16 protein-coding genes and 1 pseudogene are annotated in these 18,647 nt (G+C 63.1%); 10 read left to right on the top strand and 7 right to left on the bottom strand.

Annotation, left to right across the window (positions count from 1 at the left end; all coding sequences use genetic code 11):
• The first annotated feature begins 26 nt into the window (after window positions 1–26).
• The 6 genes from secA to WBK23_RS11115 all read left to right on the top strand — a co-directional run bounded on the left by secA (window position 27) and on the right by WBK23_RS11115 (window position 7,935).
• Window positions 27–2,762: a preprotein translocase subunit SecA gene (secA, locus tag WBK23_RS11090; RefSeq protein ID WP_424484011.1), complete on the top strand. Its 2,736-nt coding sequence runs from the start codon at window positions 27–29 to the stop codon at window positions 2,760–2,762.
• A 140-nt stretch (window positions 2,763–2,902) separates the two neighbouring features.
• On the top strand, window positions 2,903–4,120 hold the full coding sequence (argJ, locus tag WBK23_RS11095; protein ID WP_424484012.1) for a bifunctional glutamate N-acetyltransferase/amino-acid acetyltransferase ArgJ: 1,218 nt from the start codon (window positions 2,903–2,905) through the stop codon (window positions 4,118–4,120).
• 122 nt (window positions 4,121–4,242) lie between these two features.
• On the top strand, window positions 4,243–4,875 hold the full coding sequence (locus WBK23_RS11100; protein ID WP_424484013.1) for a glutathione S-transferase: 633 nt from the start codon (window positions 4,243–4,245) through the stop codon (window positions 4,873–4,875).
• Window positions 4,872–5,813 carry a Nudix family hydrolase gene (locus tag WBK23_RS11105; protein ID WP_424484014.1) on the top strand — a complete coding sequence of 314 codons (942 nt, stop codon included), beginning with the start codon at window positions 4,872–4,874 and terminating at the stop codon, window positions 5,811–5,813. Before WBK23_RS11100 ends, WBK23_RS11105 begins: the two co-directional genes overlap by 4 nt.
• Before the next feature lie 58 nt (window positions 5,814–5,871).
• Window positions 5,872–7,014: an HPP family protein gene (locus WBK23_RS11110; RefSeq protein ID WP_424484015.1), complete on the top strand. Its 1,143-nt coding sequence runs from the start codon at window positions 5,872–5,874 to the stop codon at window positions 7,012–7,014.
• A gap of 27 nt (window positions 7,015–7,041) precedes the next feature.
• Complete coding sequence (locus WBK23_RS11115; protein WP_424484016.1) at window positions 7,042–7,935, top strand: RluA family pseudouridine synthase; 894 nt, start codon at window positions 7,042–7,044, stop codon at window positions 7,933–7,935.
• Here WBK23_RS11115 and WBK23_RS11120 read toward each other — a convergent pair.
• From WBK23_RS11120 to WBK23_RS11135, 4 genes and pseudogenes are all read right to left on the bottom strand, one after another.
• Window positions 7,932–8,516: a cob(I)yrinic acid a,c-diamide adenosyltransferase gene (locus tag WBK23_RS11120; protein ID WP_424484017.1), complete on the bottom strand. Its 585-nt coding sequence runs from the start codon at window positions 8,514–8,516 to the stop codon at window positions 7,932–7,934. The genes WBK23_RS11115 and WBK23_RS11120 overlap by 4 nt on opposite strands.
• Window positions 8,517–8,518: 2 nt before the next feature.
• The gene (locus tag WBK23_RS11125) at window positions 8,519–10,537 is read right to left on the bottom strand and encodes a sensor histidine kinase (RefSeq protein ID WP_424484018.1); all 2,019 of its coding nucleotides are present in this window, start codon (window positions 10,535–10,537) and stop codon (window positions 8,519–8,521) included.
• 46 nt (window positions 10,538–10,583) lie between these two features.
• A complete protein-coding gene (locus WBK23_RS11130; protein ID WP_424484019.1) occupies window positions 10,584–11,492 on the bottom strand; it encodes a putative 2-dehydropantoate 2-reductase in 909 nt (302 codons plus the stop codon).
• A gap of 110 nt (window positions 11,493–11,602) precedes the next feature.
• Window positions 11,603–12,525, bottom strand: a pseudogene (locus WBK23_RS11135) (response regulator); the annotation flags it as partial.
• A 94-nt stretch (window positions 12,526–12,619) separates the two neighbouring features.
• Between WBK23_RS11135 and WBK23_RS11140 the strand changes: the two are divergent.
• Both WBK23_RS11140 and WBK23_RS11145 read left to right on the top strand, forming a co-directional pair.
• A complete protein-coding gene (locus WBK23_RS11140) occupies window positions 12,620–13,099 on the top strand; it encodes a YajQ family cyclic di-GMP-binding protein (protein WP_422579639.1) in 480 nt (159 codons plus the stop codon).
• 108 nt (window positions 13,100–13,207) lie between these two features.
• Window positions 13,208–14,035: a mechanosensitive ion channel family protein gene (locus WBK23_RS11145; protein WP_424484020.1), complete on the top strand. Its 828-nt coding sequence runs from the start codon at window positions 13,208–13,210 to the stop codon at window positions 14,033–14,035.
• Window positions 14,036–14,074: 39 nt separating this feature from the next.
• Here WBK23_RS11145 and WBK23_RS11150 read toward each other — a convergent pair whose 3' ends face one another.
• Window positions 14,075–15,619 carry an AmpG family muropeptide MFS transporter gene (locus WBK23_RS11150; RefSeq protein WP_424484021.1) on the bottom strand — a complete coding sequence of 515 codons (1,545 nt, stop codon included), beginning with the start codon at window positions 15,617–15,619 and terminating at the stop codon, window positions 14,075–14,077.
• A 43-nt stretch (window positions 15,620–15,662) separates the two neighbouring features.
• Window positions 15,663–15,998, bottom strand: a complete 336-nt coding sequence (locus WBK23_RS11155; RefSeq protein ID WP_424484034.1) for an MGMT family protein — start codon at window positions 15,996–15,998, stop codon at window positions 15,663–15,665.
• A gap of 55 nt (window positions 15,999–16,053) precedes the next feature.
• On the opposite strand from WBK23_RS11155, the gene WBK23_RS11160 reads away from it, so the two are divergent.
• Entirely contained in the window at window positions 16,054–17,052 is a 999-nt protein-coding gene (locus WBK23_RS11160) for a DUF481 domain-containing protein (RefSeq protein ID WP_424484022.1), read from the top strand.
• Between the two features lie 118 nt (window positions 17,053–17,170).
• On the top strand, window positions 17,171–18,175 hold the full coding sequence (locus WBK23_RS11165) for a DUF481 domain-containing protein (protein ID WP_424484035.1): 1,005 nt from the start codon (window positions 17,171–17,173) through the stop codon (window positions 18,173–18,175).
• A gap of 64 nt (window positions 18,176–18,239) precedes the next feature.
• On the opposite strand, the gene WBK23_RS11170 is transcribed toward WBK23_RS11165, so the two are convergent.
• Window positions 18,240–18,647: SDR family oxidoreductase (locus tag WBK23_RS11170; protein ID WP_424484023.1), on the bottom strand; the 408-nt coding region annotated here is incomplete at its 5' end.

An 18,647-nucleotide genomic window follows, 5' to 3' on the forward strand; every position in this document is an offset into this window, starting at 1 on the left:
CCATACGCCTGGAAGATCCTGTCGATATGTTTGCGCCTTTGTTGAAAAAACTCTTTGGAAGCAAGAACGAGCGTGAAGTCAAACGCATGCTCAAGGCGGTTCAGTCCGTCAATGCCTTCGAGGAGCAGATGCTTGCCCTCTCCGATGAGCAACTGCGTGCCAAGACGGAGGAGTTCAAAGCCCGTCTGGCGAAAGGTGAAACCCTCGATCAGTTGTTGCCTGAAGCCTTTGCCGTCGCCCGTGAGGCCGGCAAGCGCGTGATGGGCATGCGCCACTTCGACGTGCAGTTGATTGGTGGCATGACCCTGCACGAAGGCAAGATCGCCGAGATGCGTACCGGTGAGGGCAAGACCCTGGTGGCGACCCTGGCGGTGTACCTCAATGCGCTGTCCGGCAAGGGCGTACACGTGGTCACGGTCAACGACTACCTGGCCCGCCGCGACGCCAACTGGATGCGTCCGCTGTATGAATTCCTCGGCCTGTCGGTGGGTATCGTTACCCCGTTTATGCCGCCGGAAGAGAAGCGCGAAGCCTACGCCGCCGATATCACCTACGGCACCAACAATGAATTCGGTTTCGATTACCTGCGCGACAACATGGCGTTCAGCCTGGAAGACAAATTCCAGCGCGAGCTGAATTTCGCCGTAATCGACGAAGTTGACTCCATTTTGATCGACGAAGCGCGCACTCCGCTGATCATCTCCGGCCAGGCCGAAGACAGCTCGCGCCTCTACACCGAAATCAACAAGCTGATCCCGCGCCTCAAGCTGCATGTCGAGGAAGAAGAGGGCGTCGTCACTCAGGAAGGCCATTACAAGCTGGATGAGAAGGCGCGTCAGGTTGAGCTGAACGAAGCCGGCCACCAGTTCGTCGAAGAGATGCTCACCGAAGTCGGCCTGCTGGCCGAGGGCGAAAGCCTGTATTCGGCGCACAACCTGGGTCTGCTGACCCACGTTTACTCGGGCCTGCGCGCGCACAAGCTGTTCAACCGCAACGTTGAATACATCGTGCAGAAGGACCAGGTGCTGCTGATCGACGAGCACACCGGCCGTACCATGCCGGGTCGTCGCCTGTCCGAAGGCCTGCACCAGGCCATCGAAGCCAAAGAAGGCCTGCCGATCCAGGCCGAGAGCCAGACCCTGGCCTCGACCACCTTCCAGAACTACTTCCGCCTGTACAGCAAGCTGTCCGGCATGACCGGTACGGCTGACACCGAAGCGTTCGAGTTCCATCAGATCTACGGCCTGGCGGTGATCGTGATCCCGACCAACCGTGCCCTGGCGCGTAAGGACTTCAACGACCTGGTCTACCTGACCCAGGAAGAGAAGTACGCCGCCATCGTCACCGATATCAAGGAGTGCATGGCCCTGGGCCGTCCGATCCTGGTCGGTACCGCGACCATCGAAAGCTCTGAATACGTCTCGCAGCTGCTCGACAAGGAAGGCATGGAGCACAAGGTGCTCAACGCCAAGTTCCATGAGAAAGAAGCCGAAATCATTGCCCAGGCCGGTCGTCCGGGTGCGCTGACTATCGCCACCAACATGGCCGGTCGCGGTACCGACATCCTCCTGGGCGGTAACTGGGAAGTTGAAGTCGCCAACCTGGAAAACGCCACGCCTGAGCAGATCGCGCAGATCAAGGCCGACTGGCAGAAGCGCCATCAGCAAGTGATCGAAGCGGGCGGCCTGCACGTGATCGCCTCCGAGCGTCACGAATCGCGCCGTATCGACAACCAGCTGCGTGGCCGTTCCGGCCGTCAGGGCGACCCGGGTTCGAGCCGCTTCTACCTGTCGCTGGAAGATAACCTGATGCGCATCTTCGCCTCGGATCGGGTGAAGAACTTTATGAAGGCCCTGGGCATGCAGGCCGGTGAAGCCATCGAGCACCGCATGGTCAGCAACGCCATCGAGAAGGCCCAGCGCAAGGTCGAAGGGCGCAACTTCGACATGCGTAAGCAACTGCTCGAGTTCGACGACGTGGCTAACGAGCAGCGCAAAGTGATCTATCACATGCGCAACACCCTGCTGGCTGCCGACAACATTGGCGAGACCATCGCCGACTTCCGTCAGGAAGTGCTGGACAACACCATCAACGAATTTATCGCGCCGCAATCGCTGCCCGAGCAGTGGGATGTTTCTGGTCTGGAAGCTGCGCTGTACAGCGGCTTCAACCTTAAGCTGCCGATTCAGCAGTGGCTCGACGATGACCACAAGCTGTACGAGGAAACCCTGCGCGCGCGCATCCTCGAAGAGCTGGTCAAGGCTTACAACGAGAAGGAAATCGAGGCCAGCGTAGAAGCCCTGCGCACCTTCGAGAAGCAGATTCTGCTGCGCGTACTGGACGATCTGTGGAAAGACCACCTGTCGACTATGGATCACCTGCGTCACGGCATTCACCTGCGCGGTTATGCGCAGAAGAACCCCAAGCAGGAATACAAGCGCGAGTCCTTCACCCTGTTCCAGGAACTGCTGGAATCGATCAAGCGCGACACCATCCGCGTGCTCTCGCACGTTCAGGTGCGCCGCGAAGACCCGATCGAAGAAGAAGCGCGCCTGCGCCGCGAAGCCGAAGCCATGGCCGAGCGCATGCAGTTCCAGCACGCCGAAGCGTCTGCACTGCTGCAGCCGCAAGCCGCTGACGAAGAGGGTGACCTTGCGGTTGCCGTCGCGCCGGTGCGCACCGAACCGAAGATCGGCCGCAACGAGGCCTGCCCGTGCGGTTCCGGCAAAAAGTACAAGCACTGCCACGGTCAGGTTAACTAAGCTGACCGTGTAGAGCGGGTTGAGCCGACAGTGACGTTGGCTATGCTTTACCCAGCTTGAATAACGCCGCGAACGGTCTGACCGCTCGCGGCGTTTTACCATCGTAATTAGTCGTCTCACTACCTCAAGGAGCGTTCTCTATGGCTGTTGGTCTTGGCCCATTGTCTACCCTGCACCCGGTTCCAGGTTTCGAGTTGGGCATCGCTTCGGCGGGCATCAAACGCCCCGGGCGCAAGGATGTGGTGGTGATGCGATGTGCCGAAGGCTCCACCGTAGCAGGCGTGTTTACCCTCAATGCGTTCTGCGCTGCGCCAGTTATTCTGGCTAAGAAGCGCGTGCAAGGCAGCGTGCGTTACCTGCTGACCAACACCGGCAATGCCAACGCCGGCACCGGCGAGCCGGGCCTGCTGAATGCCCAGCGCACGTGCGCAGCATTGGCCCAATTGACCGGTGTCGATGAGGGCGCAGTGCTGCCGTTTTCCACTGGGGTGATTGGCGAGCCGTTGCCGGTCGAAAAAATTGAAGGCGCGCTGCAAGCCGCCCTCGACGATCTGTCCGAGAACCATTGGGCCGAAGCCGCCACCGGCATCATGACCACCGACACCCTGCCCAAGGGTGCCAGTCGCCAGTTCCAGCACGATGGCGTGACCGTCACCGTGACGGGCATCAGCAAGGGTGCCGGGATGATCCGGCCGAACATGGCGACCATGCTTGGCTATATCGCCACTGATGCGACGGTGGTGCGCAGCGTGCTGCAGGATCTGGTGCGCGACGCGGCAAACAAATCGTTCAACCGCATCACCATCGATGGCGATACTTCGACCAACGACTGCTGCATGCTGATTGCCACTGGCCAGGCCCAGCTGCCGGAAATCAGCGAAGCCAGCGGCGAGCTGTTCGCCAAGCTCAAGCAGGCGGTGTTCGAGGTGTTTATGCAAGTCGCCCAGGCCATCGTCCGTGACGGCGAAGGCGCGACCAAGTTCGTTACCGTGCAGGTCAATGGTGGTGGCACCCACCAGGAGTGCCTGGACGTGGCCTACGCCGTGGCCCACTCGCCGCTGATCAAGACTGCGCTGTTCGCTTCCGACCCGAACTGGGGGCGTATTCTCGCCGCCGTCGGCTACGCCGGCGTGGCGCAACTGGACGTGAGCAAGATCGACGTGTTCCTCGGCGAGGTGTGCATTGCCAGCAAGGGTTGTCGCGCCGTCAGCTACACCGAAGAGCAGGGCGCGGCGGTGATGGCCAGGGAAGAAATTACCATCCGTATCGAACTGGGCCGCGGCAGCTGCAGCGAAACCATCTGGACCACCGACCTGTCCCACGAGTACGTGAAGATCAACGCCGAATACCGCACCTGATCCACGCTGCTGTTTGGCTGCCCCACATTCCCGATATTCATGGGGCTATGAATATCGGGAATTTGCTATTCGGGGAGTCGCCTCTTAAGGTCTTTTGACCTTCCCCGCATCGAGCGCTGCCCATGTCTCTTACTCTGGTTATCGGTGACAAAACCTATTCGTCCTGGTCGCTGCGCGCCGCACTGGCGCTGGAGCTGGCCGGCGCGCCTTACCGCGAAGTGGTGATTGCGCTGAATCGTGCCGACACTCGCGCGCAGATTCTGCAGCATTCTCCGACCGCTAAGGTGCCACTGCTGGTGAGCGAGGACGGCCCGGTGTGGGACAGCCTGGCGATTGCCGAATACCTCGCCGAGTGCTTCCCCGAGGCCCATTTGTGGCCGCGCGGGCAGTATGCCCGGGCAGTGGCGCGCAGCGTGTGCGCCGAGATGCACAGCGCTTTCGTCGCCCTGCGTACGCACCTGCCGATGGACCTCAAGCGCGATCAGGCGCTGGCCGAGATTCCTGCCGAGGTCCAGGCCGACATCCAGCGCATCTGCGCGCTCTGGGCCGAGTGCCGCCGCGGCTTTGGCCAGGATGGGCCTTTCCTGTTCGGCCAGGTCAGCCTGGCGGACGCATTCTTTGCTCCGGTGGCCGCGCGGTTGCGCAGTTATCGGGTGCCGTTGCCGGCGCAGGCGGCGGCTTATGTGCAAACCATTTATCAGTGGCCAGCGTTCCAGCGTTGGTACCAGGCGGCGCAGGAGGAACATCTGGGGTGAAACGTATTCATGTAGCGGCCGCGGTGATCCGTGGGGCCGACGGACGCATTCTGATCGCCAAGCGCGCGGATGAGCAGCATCAGGGCGGTCTCTGGGAGTTTCCCGGCGGCAAGGTGGAGGCCGATGAAACGGTGCCCGCCGCGCTTAATCGCGAATTGCAGGAAGAGCTGGGGATTTGCCCAACGGCCGCGCGGCCACTGATTCAGGTACGCCACGATTACCCGGACAAACAGGTGCTGCTGGATGTCTGGGACGTCTCGGCCTTTACCGGCGAACCGCATGGTGCCGAAGGCCAGCCATTGGCCTGGGTTAGCCCACGCCAGCTGGGCGACTATGAGTTCCCCGCGGCCAACCAGCCGATAGTCGCTGCGGCACGTTTGCCCGAGCGCTATCTGATTACCCCCGAAGGCTTGAGCGGTCCGGAGCTGCTGCGCGGCATTCAGACCGCGCTGAAAAGCGGCATTCGCCTGCTGCAACTGCGCGCACCGTCGATGTTCGATGCGCAGTACCGCGATATCGCGGTGGACGCCCTCGGCCTGTGTGCGGGCAAGGCGCAGTTGATGCTCAAGGGGCCGCTGGAGTGGCTGGGCGATTTTCCGGCCGCCGGTTGGCACCTGACCTCCGCTCAGTTGCAGGCATTGACCTCCGGCGGTCGCCCGCTGCCGGCCGAGCGCTGGCTGGCGGCATCCTGTCATTCGGCTGCCGAACTGGTCCTGGCCACGCAGATGGGCGTGGATTTCGTCACCTTGTCGCCGGTACAGGCCACGCAGACCCATCCCGAGGCGCAGCCGCTGGGCTGGGAGCAGGTGGGCGAGCTGCTGCAGGGCTTCAATAAGCCGGTGTATCTGTTGGGTGGTGTCGGCCCTGCGGAGCTCGAACGCGCCTGGCAGGTAGGGGCTCAGGGCGTGGCGGGGATTCGCTCGTTCTGGCCGGACTGAACGCCGGGTTTGGCGCTTTGCTCGCCAGCAACGGTATAGTCGCGCCCTGAAACAGTGCGTGAACAGCGAGAGTCTGGCAGTGCAGATGTTGATCGAGTGGTTGAAGCGCTTCTGGCCGGCCCCCATGGCCGTGAGCACCAGCGAGCGCGCCCTGAGTTGTGTCGGTGCGGTACTGGGCTTGCTGTTCAGCGGCTGGCTGTGCCACGCGGTACTGGGCAGCGCCAGTCCCTGGTTGATCGCACCGATGGGCGCGTCGGCGGTGCTGCTGTTTGCCGTGCCAGCCAGCCCATTGGCGCAGCCCTGGTCGATTCTCGGCGGTAACCTGGTCTCGGCCCTGGTCGGGGTGACCTGTGCCGCCTGGCTCGGCCATAGCGCGCCGGTGGCGGCGCTGGCTGGCGGCCTGGCGATTGCCGTGATGTTTGCCCTGCGCTGCCTGCATCCACCCGGTGGTGCGGTGGCCCTGACGGCGGTACTGGCGGGCAGCGAGATTGCCCAACTCGGTTATTCCTTTGCCCTCTACCCGGTGGCGCTCAACTCCTGCGGCCTGTTGCTGATCGGCCTGCTGTTCAACAACGCGCTACGGCGGCGTTACCCGCACCGCCCGTTGGAGCATGCCAACGTGCACCAGACGCGCGACCCGATTCCCCGCGATCGCCTGGGCTTTACCCCGGATGACCTGGATGCCGTGCTCAAGGCGCGTGGCGAGCTGCTGGATATTTCCCGCGAAGACCTCGAAGACATCCTGCTGCAAACCGAAGCGCGGGCCTATCAGCGGCGTTTCGGCGAAGTGCGTTGCGCCACCATCATGTCCCGCGATGTGCTCAGCCTGCGGCCTGACAGCAGCCTCGACGAGGCCCGCGCCAGCCTGCGTGAGCACCGCCTGACGGCCATGCCAGTGCTCAATCCACAGCATGAGCTGCAAGGCATGCTCAGCGTGCATGAGTTGTTGCAAGCCACTGCCGAGCAGACCACGGTGGCCCAGTGCATGCGTCGTCAGCCGCCGACCTGCCGTGCCGACTGGCCCATCACCTACCTGTTGCAGATTCTCAGCGACACCGATGTGCACCAGGTGCCGGTACTGGATGAGCGGTGCCGGGTGGTCGGGCTGGTTAGTCAGTCGGACCTGCTCGCGGCGTTGTTCCGCATGTCCTTGCAGGCTCCCTCACCGACTCCCACACCGGCTGCGGCGCAGGCTGTTTGATCCGCAGAAAACCCCTTGAGTAGCGTTATGTCCGTGCAAGCCCGTTCTCCCTCGAATATGCGTCCCAGCACCCTGCATCTGCCGCGCGGTAATTGGGCGACGGTGCTCGATTGCCTGTGCGCACATTTCCCGGCAATCAGCCGCGAGGTGTGGCTGCAGCGCATGGCCCGCGAGCGCGTGCTGGATGCCCAGGGGCAGCCGCTCAGCCCGCTCACGGCGTACCGCGAGGGCCTCAAGGTGCACTACTTTCGCGAGGTGCCGGCGGAAACGCCGATTCCTTTTGAGGAGACGCTGCTGCATGTCGACGAGCACCTGCTGGTGGCCGACAAGCCGCACTTCCTGCCGGTGATGCCGGCCGGCGAGTACGTCGAGCAGACGTTGCAGGCGCGGCTGGCCAAGCGTCTGGGTAATGCCGACCTGGTGCCGCTGCACCGGATCGATCGGCACACCGCCGGCCTGGTGCTGTTCTCCACCAACCGCCAGAGCCGTGGCCAGTACCAGGCGCTGTTTCGCCTGCGCGAAATGCACAAGTGCTACGAAGCGCTGGCCCCAGCCTTGCCGCATCTGACGTTTCCACTGCTGCGGGCGACGCGGCTGAAGGGTGCTGAGCCGTTCTTTCGCATGCAGGAGGTGGCGGGGGAGGCCAACACCGAAACGCGCATCGAGGTTGCCCAGCAGCTCGGTGAGCACTGGCTGTATCGGCTGTACCCGGTAACGGGCAAGAAACATCAGCTGCGCGTGCACCTGGCCGCGCTGGGCGCGCCGATTCTCAATGACCCGTTCTACCCCGAGGTCACGGATGCCCCGGACGCGCCCGACGACTACAGCAAGCCGCTCAAACTGCTGGCCCGCGGCTTGGCGTTCGACGACCCCATTACGGGTGAACGGCGCAGTTTCGAAAGCCGACTCAGTCTGCTCTAGTTTTGTGGCTCTTTGGCCGCCGCTTGCCAGAGCACTTCACTGATCTGCTGACGTGTGGCGATCAGTCGGGCGGCGACGAACATCAGGTCAGACAGTCGGTTGATATAGGCCAGGCCGACTGCACGGATCGGCTCCACCGCGTTCAGGTGCTGGCAGCGCCGCTCGGCGCTGCGCGCCAGGCTGCGGCAGACGTGGGCCTGGGCAATCAGGCGGGAGCCGCCGGGCAGGATAAAGTTCTCCAGCGGGCCGACTTCTTCATTCCAGCGGTCGATGGCGGCTTCCAGTCGCTCGGTTTCCGGGGTCTGCAGGGCCTGGTAGTCGGGCATCGCCAGTTCGCCGCCGAGGTCAAACAGGCGGTGCTGGCAGGGCGTAAGTACCTCGATCAGCTCGGCCAGGCCTGGGCAGATGACCTGCTGTTCGGCCAGGTCTGCCAGCAGCAGGCCGAGCTGGCTGTTCAGCGTATCGACCTCGCCGATGGCCTCAATGCGCGGGTGATCCTTGCTCACCCGGCGGCCATCGGCCAGGCCGGTTTCGCCGGCGTCGCCGGTGCGGGTGTAGATTTTCGAGAGGCGGTAACCCATGTTCAAAGACCTGTGTCGGGGCTGGGTGCAGTCAATGGCAGGCGCAGGGTGAAGCAGGTGCCCTGACCGGGTTTGGATTGCACTTCCATCTGCCCTTTGTGGTTGTTGGTGATGATGAAGTAGGACACCGACAGACCGAGCCCGGTGCCTTGGCCGACTTCCTTGGTGGTGAAGAACGGCTCGAAGATGCGTTTGCGCACCGACTCGCGCATGCCGACGCCGTTGTCTTCCACCTGGATTTCCGCCCAGGGCGCGGCCACTTTGGCGCGCAGGGTGATCTGTCCGGGCGTGGCGGGTTGGCTGCGCTGGTGAATGGCCTGGGCGGCGTTTTTCAGCAAGTTGAGCAGCACCTGTTCCAGTTCGTTGGCGGTGCCGGGCACGGCGGGCAGTTCGGCCTCGAAGTCGCGCAGGATGTGCAGGCTCTTGAAGTCGAAGCTTTCGGTGAGGTCGAAGTCGTTGCTAGCGATCTCTACGGCCTGATCGATCAGCGCCGGTAGCTGGCAGGGGGCGAGTTGGCGATCACTGCGGCGGCTGAAATTGAGCATATGGCTGACGATCTTCGCGGCGCGGGTACCGGCCTGCTGGATGCCGTCGAGCAGCCGGGGAATCTCCCGCGCCTGCAGGTAGCTGTCGATGGCTTCCAGGCAGACGCCGCTCTGCTCGGCCTGTTCGCGGTTTTTCTCAAGCGTGGGCGACAGCCGCCGGCGGATGTTCTGCACGTTGTGCAGGATGGCACCCAGCGGGTTGTTGATCTCGTGCGCCATACCGGCGGCAAGGCCGCCGACCGAGAGCATCTTCTCCGACTGCACCATCATTTCTTCCAGGCTCAGGCGCTGGGTGATGTCGTCGATACGAATCACTACGCCGCGCCCGCTGCCGCCCACCAGCGGGTAGAAGGTCAGGGCGTAATGGCGCGGCTCTTCGTTGCTGCCCCAGGTGACGCGCTCGACCTTCTCCACCTTGTGCTGCTCGGCAGTGCGCCGCAGTTGCGGCAGAAACGGTTTGAGCGGCGGGAAGGCGAGGAAGATCGGCTGGTTCAGCGCCTCGTCCAGGCGGGTGCCGGACAGGCTGCTGGCTTCCTGGTTCCACTGGGTAACGTAGAGCTGTTCGTCGAGGGCGATCAGCGCCGAGGGCATGGAGTCGATGATGCTGTTGAGGTACTTCTGAAAGCCGGTGAGCTTCTTCTCGATCTTGCTGCGTACCTGCACTTCCAGCTCCAGTTTGCGGTTGGAGTGGCGGGTTTCCTCGGCCAGGTGCTGGGCCTGGTCGAAGGCGGCCTGGGCATCGTCACGGGCGCGCTTGAGCTGCTGCTCGCGGGCCTCGATACGCACCAGCATGGTGTTGAAGGCGTCGGCCAGGCTGCCGATTTCATCGGCGTTGCCACGGCGCGCACGCAGGGCGTAGTTCTCTTCGCGGGTGACCTGGCGCGACAGTTCTTCCAGGCGGCGGATTGGCCGGGTGATCAGACGGCGCACCTGGCGTGAGACGATCAGCCAGAGCAGCACACTGAGCGCCAGGATCGCCAGGCTGGCGGTCAGCGTGCCGGTGTAGAACACCCCTGGCAGCTCACTGGAGGCGACCAGCAGCAGGTGGCCGGGCTTACCCTCGGCTTGTGGCAGCTCAATCAGTTGGTTGATGCGAAACTCACTGTGGCGCCAGGACTCGACCTGTTCCAGGCGCAGCGGCAATTGCAGGTGGTCGCCCTGTTGCAGCTGCGCCAGGCTGACGCCATTGCTGTCGTAGATCACTGCGGCGCGCAGCGGCTCGTAGTCATCCATGCGCTTGAGCAGGGCTTCGGCGGCGCTGGCCGAGGTCAGTGCCTGCTCGCTCAGGGCTGGGCTGGCAATCAGTCGGCCGAGGGTATGCAGCGCCTGTGGGGCCACGCTTTCCTGGGAGATCCAGTAGGCCGCACTGATAAAGGCCAGGTTGGCCACCAGCAGCACGGTGGCGAGCACGGCCAGCAGGGCGGCCAGCAGTTTGCGACCGACCGGAAGGTTTTCAAGGCGCTGACGCAGGGACATGGCGAGGAGGGTCGGTGGTGAACGTGCGGGCAGGTTAACGCGTGGCTCAGTGGCTGGGCAATCCGCGTGCGTGCAGGTGCGCCAGCAGCCGCCCATGCAGGGCTTGCAGGTGCGGCAGCACCAGTTGGTGGCGCTGCGCGCTGGTGCAGGCGTAACCCAGCAGGTAGGCAATTTCGGTACGCCGGCCCTGGCTGACATCCTGGTGCATGGAGGAGTAGTTGGCGGCGGTGGCCTGGATCACCCGCTGCACCTCGCCGTGCAGGTCCTCGGCGGCGGCGCTGTGACCGCCGGCGCAGAGCAGTTCGCTGAGCTCGGCAGACAGGCTGGCGATTTCCGCCGGGTGCTCGCGCAGGCCACCGTTGCGGCAGTCATAGAGCACCGTGAGCGGATTGATCGCGCAATTCAGCGCCAGTTTGCGCCACAGCCGGCTGAGAATATCCAGGCTCCAGTCGTGGACGATGCCGGCCTGGTGAAGGTCTTTCAGCCAGGCCGGCGCGTGCAGGTTGTGCGGGTCGCCCAGCCAGGTATGGCCGTGGCCGGCAAACACCACCTGAAAATCCGCCGGGCGAAACGCGCCTTCGGTGCTGGAGGCAAAGATGCAGCGCGCCTGCGGTACCTGCCTGGCGACCTGATCCTGGCTGCCGAGGCCATTCTGCAGCAACAGGATTTCGGCTCCGGCGGCCAGGCGTGGAGCCAGGCGCGCCACGGCGGCTTGCGCGTCGTAGGCCTTGCAGGCCAGCAGCAGGCGTTGAATGGGCTCGGGGTGATCTAGCGTCTGTGCGGGAATGGGGTAGCGCTGCGTCTGGCCTTGCTCGATCAGAGTCAGCCCGCCGGCCTGCTGATAACTGTGCAGGCGCGCGGGGTCACGCAGGATCAGTTGTACCGGAATATCGGCACGGGCCAGGCGCGTGGCCCAGAGGCTACCGAGGCTGCCCGCACCGAGGATATGCCACATGCGCTGCGCCGCTTATTGCGGCAATGGCAGGCGCAGGGCCGTCACCAGCCCGGTGCTGTGCGACTCGGGCATGAGTCGGGCGGCGTGGTTGATGATCTGTTCCGGGGTGATGGGCAGGCCTTTGGCATCCAGGCCGACCAGGCTGATGCCGGCCTTGAGGCTGAGAAAGCCTTCGCTGGTCTTGAAGGCCTTGAGGTTGATGCCTTCATGCAGGCGCTTGAAGCTGCTCGGCGAGCATTCGTGCAGGTCGCTGAGCAGGGTGATCAGGCCAAAGTGGCTTTCATCCAGGCGCACCAGCACATCCAGCGGCCTGACCAGTTGTTGCAGGCGGCGCGCGACGCTGCTGAGCAACTCGTTGTAAAAAGCGTCGCCGTGCTGCTGGTGCAGCTCGTGCACGTCCTGCAGGCCAATCAGCAGGTAGCACAGCGCGCCGCCGCGGGATTCGACCTGGCGCAGGCTGTCAAGCATCTTCTGGTTCAGGTAGCGGTTGTTGCCCAGGCCGGTCAGTGGATCGATCAGGTTGCGCTGCTCCAGGCTGGCAATGTTCTCGGTGAGCAGGCGGTTTTCCTGCAGCAGGCGCTGCAGCGTGTTGCACAGGCGGTCGGCGGCAAATACCCGTGGCACCAGCTGTTCGTTCATCGCCGCCTTGCTGATGAAGTCATCTACGCCGCTGTCGAAGGCCTCGCCCAGTACGTTTTCGCCTTCCTTGCCGGTAAGCAGAATGACGTAGGTGTAGTGGTGGGCCATTTCATCGAACTGACGCACCTGTACCGTAAGCTCCAGGCCGTTCATCTCGGGCATCAGCCAGTCGGCCAACAAGACGCTGGCGGGGCGTTGTTCGAGCAGCTTGATCGCCTCGGCGGCGCTGCTGGCAAAGCGGAGGTCCTGGTAGCCTGCCTGGCTCAGGGCGCGACCAATCATGGCGCTGGAGAACTTGGCGTCATCGACGACCAAAATGCTCAGGTGGGGGTTAGGCATGGGCAGGCTCGCTAGGGAAATCACATGGGCCCGGTACATCGCCGGGCAGTGTTTGTTACTACCGCTATATAATGGCCCGGTTTTTTAACCGTCAAGCCAGGTGTGCCCCATTCGTGATGCAGGGCGCGCCGTCTATCTGGAGCAAGCCCATGCCCTCATTCGACGTGGTGTCCGAGCTGGACAAACATGAAGTCACCAACGCCATCGACAGCGCCATCAAAGAGTTGGACCGTCGTTATGACCTGCGCGGTAAAGGTAGCTTTGAGCTGAAAGAGCTGACTGTCAACCTGACAGCCGATGCGGATTTCCAGCTGGAGCAGATGGTTGAGATTCTCAAGCTCTGCCTGGTCAAGCGCAAGATCGATGTGCAGTGCCTGGAGTTTAAAGATGCCTACCCGTCGGGCAAGAGCGTCAAGCAGGAAGTGATCCTGCGTGAAGGCATCGAAAAAGACTTGGCGAAGAAGATTGTCGCGCATGTCAAAGACAGCAAACTCAAGGTGCAGGCGGCCATTCAGGGCGAGCAGGTGCGCATTACCGGCAAGAAGCGCGATGACCTGCAGGAGGCGATTGCCGCCCTGCGCGCCAAGGATTTCGGCATGCCGCTGCAGTTCAACAACTTCCGCGATTAAGCGCAGAGGTTGAACCTTGCCGCCGTTCGGGCGTCGCAAGGAGCCGCACTAAAACCGCCACGGCTTGCCGTGGCGGTTTGTTTTCAACCATGGAAAAGGATCTGCACGATGGAAATGAACTTCGAACAACTGGTGAAGATGTCTGAGACCTGGCTGCCGGTGGTGCTGCAGTACGGTGCCCAGCTGCTGCTGGCAGGGCTTACCTTGCTGCTCGGCTGGTGGCTGATCAATACGCTGACGCGCAAGGTCGGCCGTTTGCTCGACAAGCGCCAGGTCGACCGCGCGCTGCACAGTTTTATCGGCAGCCTGGCCAGCATCGTGCTGAAAATTCTGCTGCTGGTCAGCGTTGCCTCGATGGTCGGGGTGGAAACCACCTCCTTTATCGCGGTAATCGGTGCCGCCGGCCTGGCCATTGGCCTGGCGCTGCAGGGCAGCCTGGCGAACTTCGCCGGTGGCGTGCTGATTATGCTGTTCCGTCCATTCCGTGCCGGCGACTGGATCGAGGCACAGGGCGTTGCCGGCAGCGTCGACAGCATCCAGATCTTCCACACCACGCTGAAGACGGGGGATAACAAGGTGGTGATCGTGCCCAACGGCAGCCTCTCGAACGGCCATATCATCAACTATTCGCGGGAGTCCACGCGGCGTGTCGATATCAACCTGGGTATCGGCTACTCGAGTGATATCCAGCAGGCCCGTGCGGTGCTGCTGAGCATCGCCCAGGATCCGCGTGTGCGACGTGAGCCTGAGCCAATGGTGGTGGTGACGGCTCTGGGCGAGAGCGCGATCAGCCTGTCACTACGGGTCTGGGTGGCCACGGCGGATTTCTGGCCGGTGACCTTCGCCTTTACCGAGCAGGCCAAGGAGCGCCTGGCCGAGGCGGGCATCGGCATTCCGCTGCCGCAGCGGGTGGTGCATCTGCTGCAGGCCAGCTAAGCACGGCGATATAAAAAAGCCCCGCATGGCGGGGCTTTTTTATGCTTGCTCAGGCTGCGTGAGCGGGGCGCTGCCGTTGTCCTGCGGCCGTTCGCGCCGCCATTGCAGGATGATCAGGATCAGGGTCGGAATGCCGAGCAGGGTGGTGGCGAGGAAGAACTGCGCGTAGCCGAGCTTCTCTACCATGACCCCGGAGTAGCCGCCGATCAGGCGTGGCAACAGCAGCATGATCGAGCTGAGCAGGGCGTACTGGGTGGCGGAGAACTTCAGGTTGGTCAGGCTCGACAGGTAGGCGACAAATGCCGCCGTGGCCAGGCCGGCGCTGAAGTTGTCGGCGGAGATGGTCACGATCAGCATCTGCAGGTCTGCGCCCATGCCGGTCAGCATCAGGAACAGCAGGTTGGTCGCCGCCGAGGCCGCGCCGCCGATAAACAGGATCGGCAGGATGCCGAAACGCACGATCAGCAGCCCGCCGAAGCCGGCACCGATCAGGGTCATGACCAGGCCGAACAGCTTGCTGACGCTGGCGATCTGGTCCTTGGTGAAGCCCTGATCGATATAGAAGACGTTGGCCATCACGCCCATCACGGTGTCCGACATGCGGTAGGTGGCGATCAGCCCCAGCAGCAGGAAAGCCTGCCAGCGGTAACGCAGGATAAAGTCGTTGACTGGGGTCAGCACTGGGGCCAGGCCGCGGCGGCCCATGGACGACAGGCACAGGGCGGTGAGAATGGTGTAGAGCAGGGCGCGCAGGAAGGCGCGGTCCTCCAGCAGCAGGTCGAGCAGGCTGGCTTCGCCGTTGACCAGGCTGGCGAAGTCGCTGTGGAAGAACTGGGTGAACATCGCCGGCACCGACACCAGCAGCACGATCAGTACCAGCACCGAGGCAATCTGATGGCTGAAGCCATAGCGGGCGGCGGCCAGCTGGGTGCGCAGCGGTACGGCCGGCTCGCGCATCCACAGGCTGGTCAGCAGTCCCGGCAGCATCAGTATGGCGAACAGCATGTAGGTGCCGGCCCAGGCACCGTGCTGGTAGAGCTGCACGGTGGAGCCAAAGCCTTCGGCGAAATACAGTGCGCCGGCGGTCGCCAGCAGCGCAGCTACCCGGTAGCCGGCCATATAGCTGGCGGCGAGGGCGGCCTGGCGGGTGTCGTCGACGATCTCCAGGCGGTAGGCGTCGACGGCAATGTCCTGGGTGGCGGAGGCGAAGGCCACCAGTACGGCCAGGGAAATCAGCCAGGTCAGGTGGGTTTGTGGGTCGCACAGGGCCATGCCGACCAGGCCGATGGCGATCAGCACCTGCGACAGCACCAGCCAGGAGCGCCGACGGCCCATGCGCCCGAGCAATGGCAAGCGCCACTGGTCAAGCAGGGGTGACCAGACCCATTTGAAGGCATAAGCCAGGCCGATCAGGCTGGCGAAGCCAATGGTTTCGCGGGCCACGCCGGCTTCGCGCAACCACACCGAGAGAGTCGAGAACACCAGCATGTAAGGCAGGCCGGCGGCGAACCCTAGCAGTAACAGCACCAGTGTCGAGGGGCTGGAGTAAGCAGCAATGGCGTCGCGCCAGCTTTTACGGGGCATTGAGCGAGTTTCAGCCTGAGTTTGACCTAATAAAGGGCGCACTCTAACCGCTGTGCTCCATTGGACGCCAGCCATAGCGGGGCATATCCACCCGATCGTTATGGATTTGCACGCCTTCCTCGCGCAGGCGCAGGCGTTGCTCCGTGCCCGAGAGGCTGCCTGCCGGCAGGCTTAGGCGTCCGCCGGCGGCAATCACCCGGTGCCAGGGCAGTGTGCTGCCGTCTGGCAGCTGGCTCAGGGTGCGCCCGACCCAGCGTGCCGCGCGGCCCAGGCCGGCATACTCGGCCAGCTGACCATAGCTCACCACGCACCCGGTGGGCACCTGGGCCAGCACGCCATAAAGTGCCGTGCGGCGTTCCACCTGGCTTGCTGTCGGCATGCTCGGCGCGGCATGCTGCGGCACCTGTCCTGGCTCGCTATCTGGCTCTCCGATCATGCTGCTACGTACCCTGCTGTTTTCGCTGGTTCTTGGCTTGGCCGCGCCTGTATGGGCGGATACGGTCTGGCTGAACAATGGTGACCGTCTGAGCGGCGAGATCATCCTGCTCGATGGCGGCAAGCTGGCCTTGAAAACCAAGTATGCCGGCCAGGTGCTGATTGCCTGGAAGGATATCGACACCCTGCGCTCGGAGAAACCCTTGCTGGTGCGCCGCCAGGGGCTCGACAGCGAGCATAGCCAGCAACTGGATGCCGCTGGCAAGGGCATGGTGCGGGTGCTCAATGCCACCACGCAGACCGTGCCACTGGCCAGCATCACCCGCCTGGTGCCGCCGCGTCCGCTGTTCAAAGACCGGATCTGGGAGGGCAACCTCGACGCCAAGCTGGACATGGAGCGCAACGAGGATGAAACCGACGAGTGGAAGATCAAGGGCAATACACGCATCGAGCATGGGCGTTGGCGGCATGTGCTGACCGGTGAGCTGGAGCGCGAAACCAAGAACGGCAGCCAGACCGACGATAACTGGCAGCTGGAGTACGACCTCGACCGCTTTTTTACCGATCACTGGTTCTGGCGAACCGGTGTTGAGCAGCGCGAAGACGAGTTCGCGCAGGTCAACCGCCAGCGCATTGTCGGTACCGGGCCTGGCTATCGCTTCTGGGACAACGAGCTGGGACGCTTTGACCTGATCAGCCAGTTCAATCGCGTGCGTTTCGAAACGGCGCAGGCTGATCTGGAGTTCGACACCTACTCCCTGGAGTGGGATTACAAGCGCCTGCTCTGGGGCTCGCGGCTGGAGTTCTACACCAATGCCGAGTTGCAGCTGCCCGCGATCGAGGAAATCGATTACGCGCTCGACAGTGAAATGGGCCTGCGTTACCGCCTGAACGACTGGGCGCGCCTATCGCTGTTGTATGAGTTGGACCAGGTGCGCGGGCTGGGGCAAACCACCAGCGAGCGGCGTTATCTGCTGGGGCTTGGCGTGGGCTGGTAGGCCGTAGCCGCCGCGTTGGCTGAACTCGCAGTGATTCTGTCGGTCAGTGCTTGCTCTGCTGGCGCGCTTACGGATAATGCCCGGCCTTTCGCGAACTCGAGATATGCAAATCAGCCTTATGTTCTCCAAGACTCTGCTGTGCCTGGCCCTTTCTGTGGCTGCAACCTCCGCCCTGGCGGACACCGTATGGTTGAAAAACGGTGATCGCCTGACCGGCAAGATCAAGTTCTATGACGGCGGCAAATTGCTGCTGGAAACCGATTACGGCGGCGCAATCGCCCTGGACTGGGCGAAAATCGCCACCCTGGAGAGCGATCAGGAGCTGCTGGTCAAGGAAAACACCGTGCACGGCGAGCGCGCCAAGTCCTTGCAGGCGGCCGAACCCGGCAAGGTGACGCTGGCCAACGGTGAAGCGCCGAAGACCATCGAGCTGGCCAGCATTTCGCAGATTCTCAAGCCCAAGCCATTGGTTGAGGATTTGGTCTGGAAGGGCAATATCGATGCGGCGCTGGATTACAAGCGCGCCGAGCGCGACACCGACGATTACGACGTCAGCCTCAAGACCCAGGCGCGCCACGGCCTCTGGCGGCATAACGCGCAAGCCGACTACAACCGCGAGTTCCAGGACGATGTGGTGACCACCGACAACTGGAGCGCGGAGTACGCCCTCGACCGCTTCCTGACCGAGAAGTGGTTCTGGCAAGGACGCTTCGAGTACAAGCGCGACATGGTCGAAGAGCTTGAGCGTCAGCGCACTGTGGGTACCGGTCCGGGTTACCAGTTCTGGGACGATGAGCTGGGGGCCTTCTCCGTGGCTGGCCTGCTCAACCGCACCGACTACGAATACAGCAATGGCGAGAGCGACAACTTCTACGCCGCGAGCGTGAAGTGGGACTACAACCGCTACCTGGTCGGCAAGCGCGTCGAGCTGTTCAGCGATGGCGAAGTCGGCAAGCCGCTGGCCAACGCGGCGGACTACACCCTAGATGCCGCCGTCGGCCTACGTTACAAACTGACCGATTGGGCTTCGCTGAATATGAAGGCCGAGAAGGACCTGGTCAGCGGTGCAGAAGGCGAGCTGGACGAAACTCGCTATAGCCTGGGTTTTGGCGTGGGTTGGTAAATTTTTCAGCCAACAAAAAGCCCCGCGTTTGCGGGGCTTTTTAGTTTCAGCAGATCGGTGCGGATCAGATACGCAGGCCGCCGTCCAATTCCAGGATGCGACCGGTGTAGTAGTCGTTTTCCAGGATATAGGCCACCGAGTGGGCGATCTCGGCAGGTTTGCCCATGCGGCGCAGCGGGATGACCGAGGTCATGCGTTCGAGCGCTTCGGGTTTCATGCTGGCGACCATTTCGGTCTCGATAAAGCCCGGCGCTACGCCCGCGACGCGGATGCCGTAACGCGCCAGCTCCTTAGCCCAGACCACGGTGTCGGCAGCCACACCGGCCTTGGCGGCGGAGTAGTTGGCCTGGCCCATGTTGCCGGCACGGGAGATCGAGGAGATGTTGATGATTGCGCCTTCATTCTTTAGCTCGATCATCTTCGCCGCGACTTCGCGGGTGCAGAGGAACACGCCGGTCAGGTTGACGTCGAT

This window comes from Pseudomonas sp., from assembly GCF_049653025.1.
Lineage (GTDB): Bacteria > Pseudomonadota > Gammaproteobacteria > Pseudomonadales > Pseudomonadaceae > Aquipseudomonas.

Bases quoted from the DNA above. Each gene is read 5' to 3' on its own strand.
- WBK23_RS11140 (WP_422579639.1), top strand. From the start codon at position 12,620: ATGCCCTCATTCGACGTGGTGTCCGAGCTGGACAAACATGAAGTCACC.
- WBK23_RS11115 (WP_424484016.1), top strand. From the start codon at position 7,042: ATGTCCGTGCAAGCCCGTTCTCCCTCGAATATGCGTCCCAGCACCCTG.
- WBK23_RS11125 (WP_424484018.1), bottom strand. From the start codon at position 10,537: ATGTCCCTGCGTCAGCGCCTTGAAAACCTTCCGGTCGGTCGCAAACTG.
- WBK23_RS11155 (WP_424484034.1), bottom strand. From the start codon at position 15,998: ATGCCGACAGCAAGCCAGGTGGAACGCCGCACGGCACTTTATGGCGTG.
- WBK23_RS11165 (WP_424484035.1), top strand. From the start codon at position 17,171: ATGTTCTCCAAGACTCTGCTGTGCCTGGCCCTTTCTGTGGCTGCAACC.
- argJ (WP_424484012.1), top strand. From the start codon at position 2,903: ATGGCTGTTGGTCTTGGCCCATTGTCTACCCTGCACCCGGTTCCAGGT.
- WBK23_RS11145 (WP_424484020.1), top strand. From the start codon at position 13,208: ATGGAAATGAACTTCGAACAACTGGTGAAGATGTCTGAGACCTGGCTG.
- WBK23_RS11100 (WP_424484013.1), top strand. From the start codon at position 4,243: ATGTCTCTTACTCTGGTTATCGGTGACAAAACCTATTCGTCCTGGTCG.
- WBK23_RS11150 (WP_424484021.1), bottom strand. From the start codon at position 15,619: ATGCCCCGTAAAAGCTGGCGCGACGCCATTGCTGCTTACTCCAGCCCC.
- WBK23_RS11130 (WP_424484019.1), bottom strand. From the start codon at position 11,492: ATGTGGCATATCCTCGGTGCGGGCAGCCTCGGTAGCCTCTGGGCCACG.
- WBK23_RS11120 (WP_424484017.1), bottom strand. From the start codon at position 8,516: ATGGGTTACCGCCTCTCGAAAATCTACACCCGCACCGGCGACGCCGGC.
- WBK23_RS11160 (WP_424484022.1), top strand. From the start codon at position 16,054: ATGCTGCTACGTACCCTGCTGTTTTCGCTGGTTCTTGGCTTGGCCGCG.
- secA (WP_424484011.1), top strand. From the start codon at position 27: ATGTTTGCGCCTTTGTTGAAAAAACTCTTTGGAAGCAAGAACGAGCGT.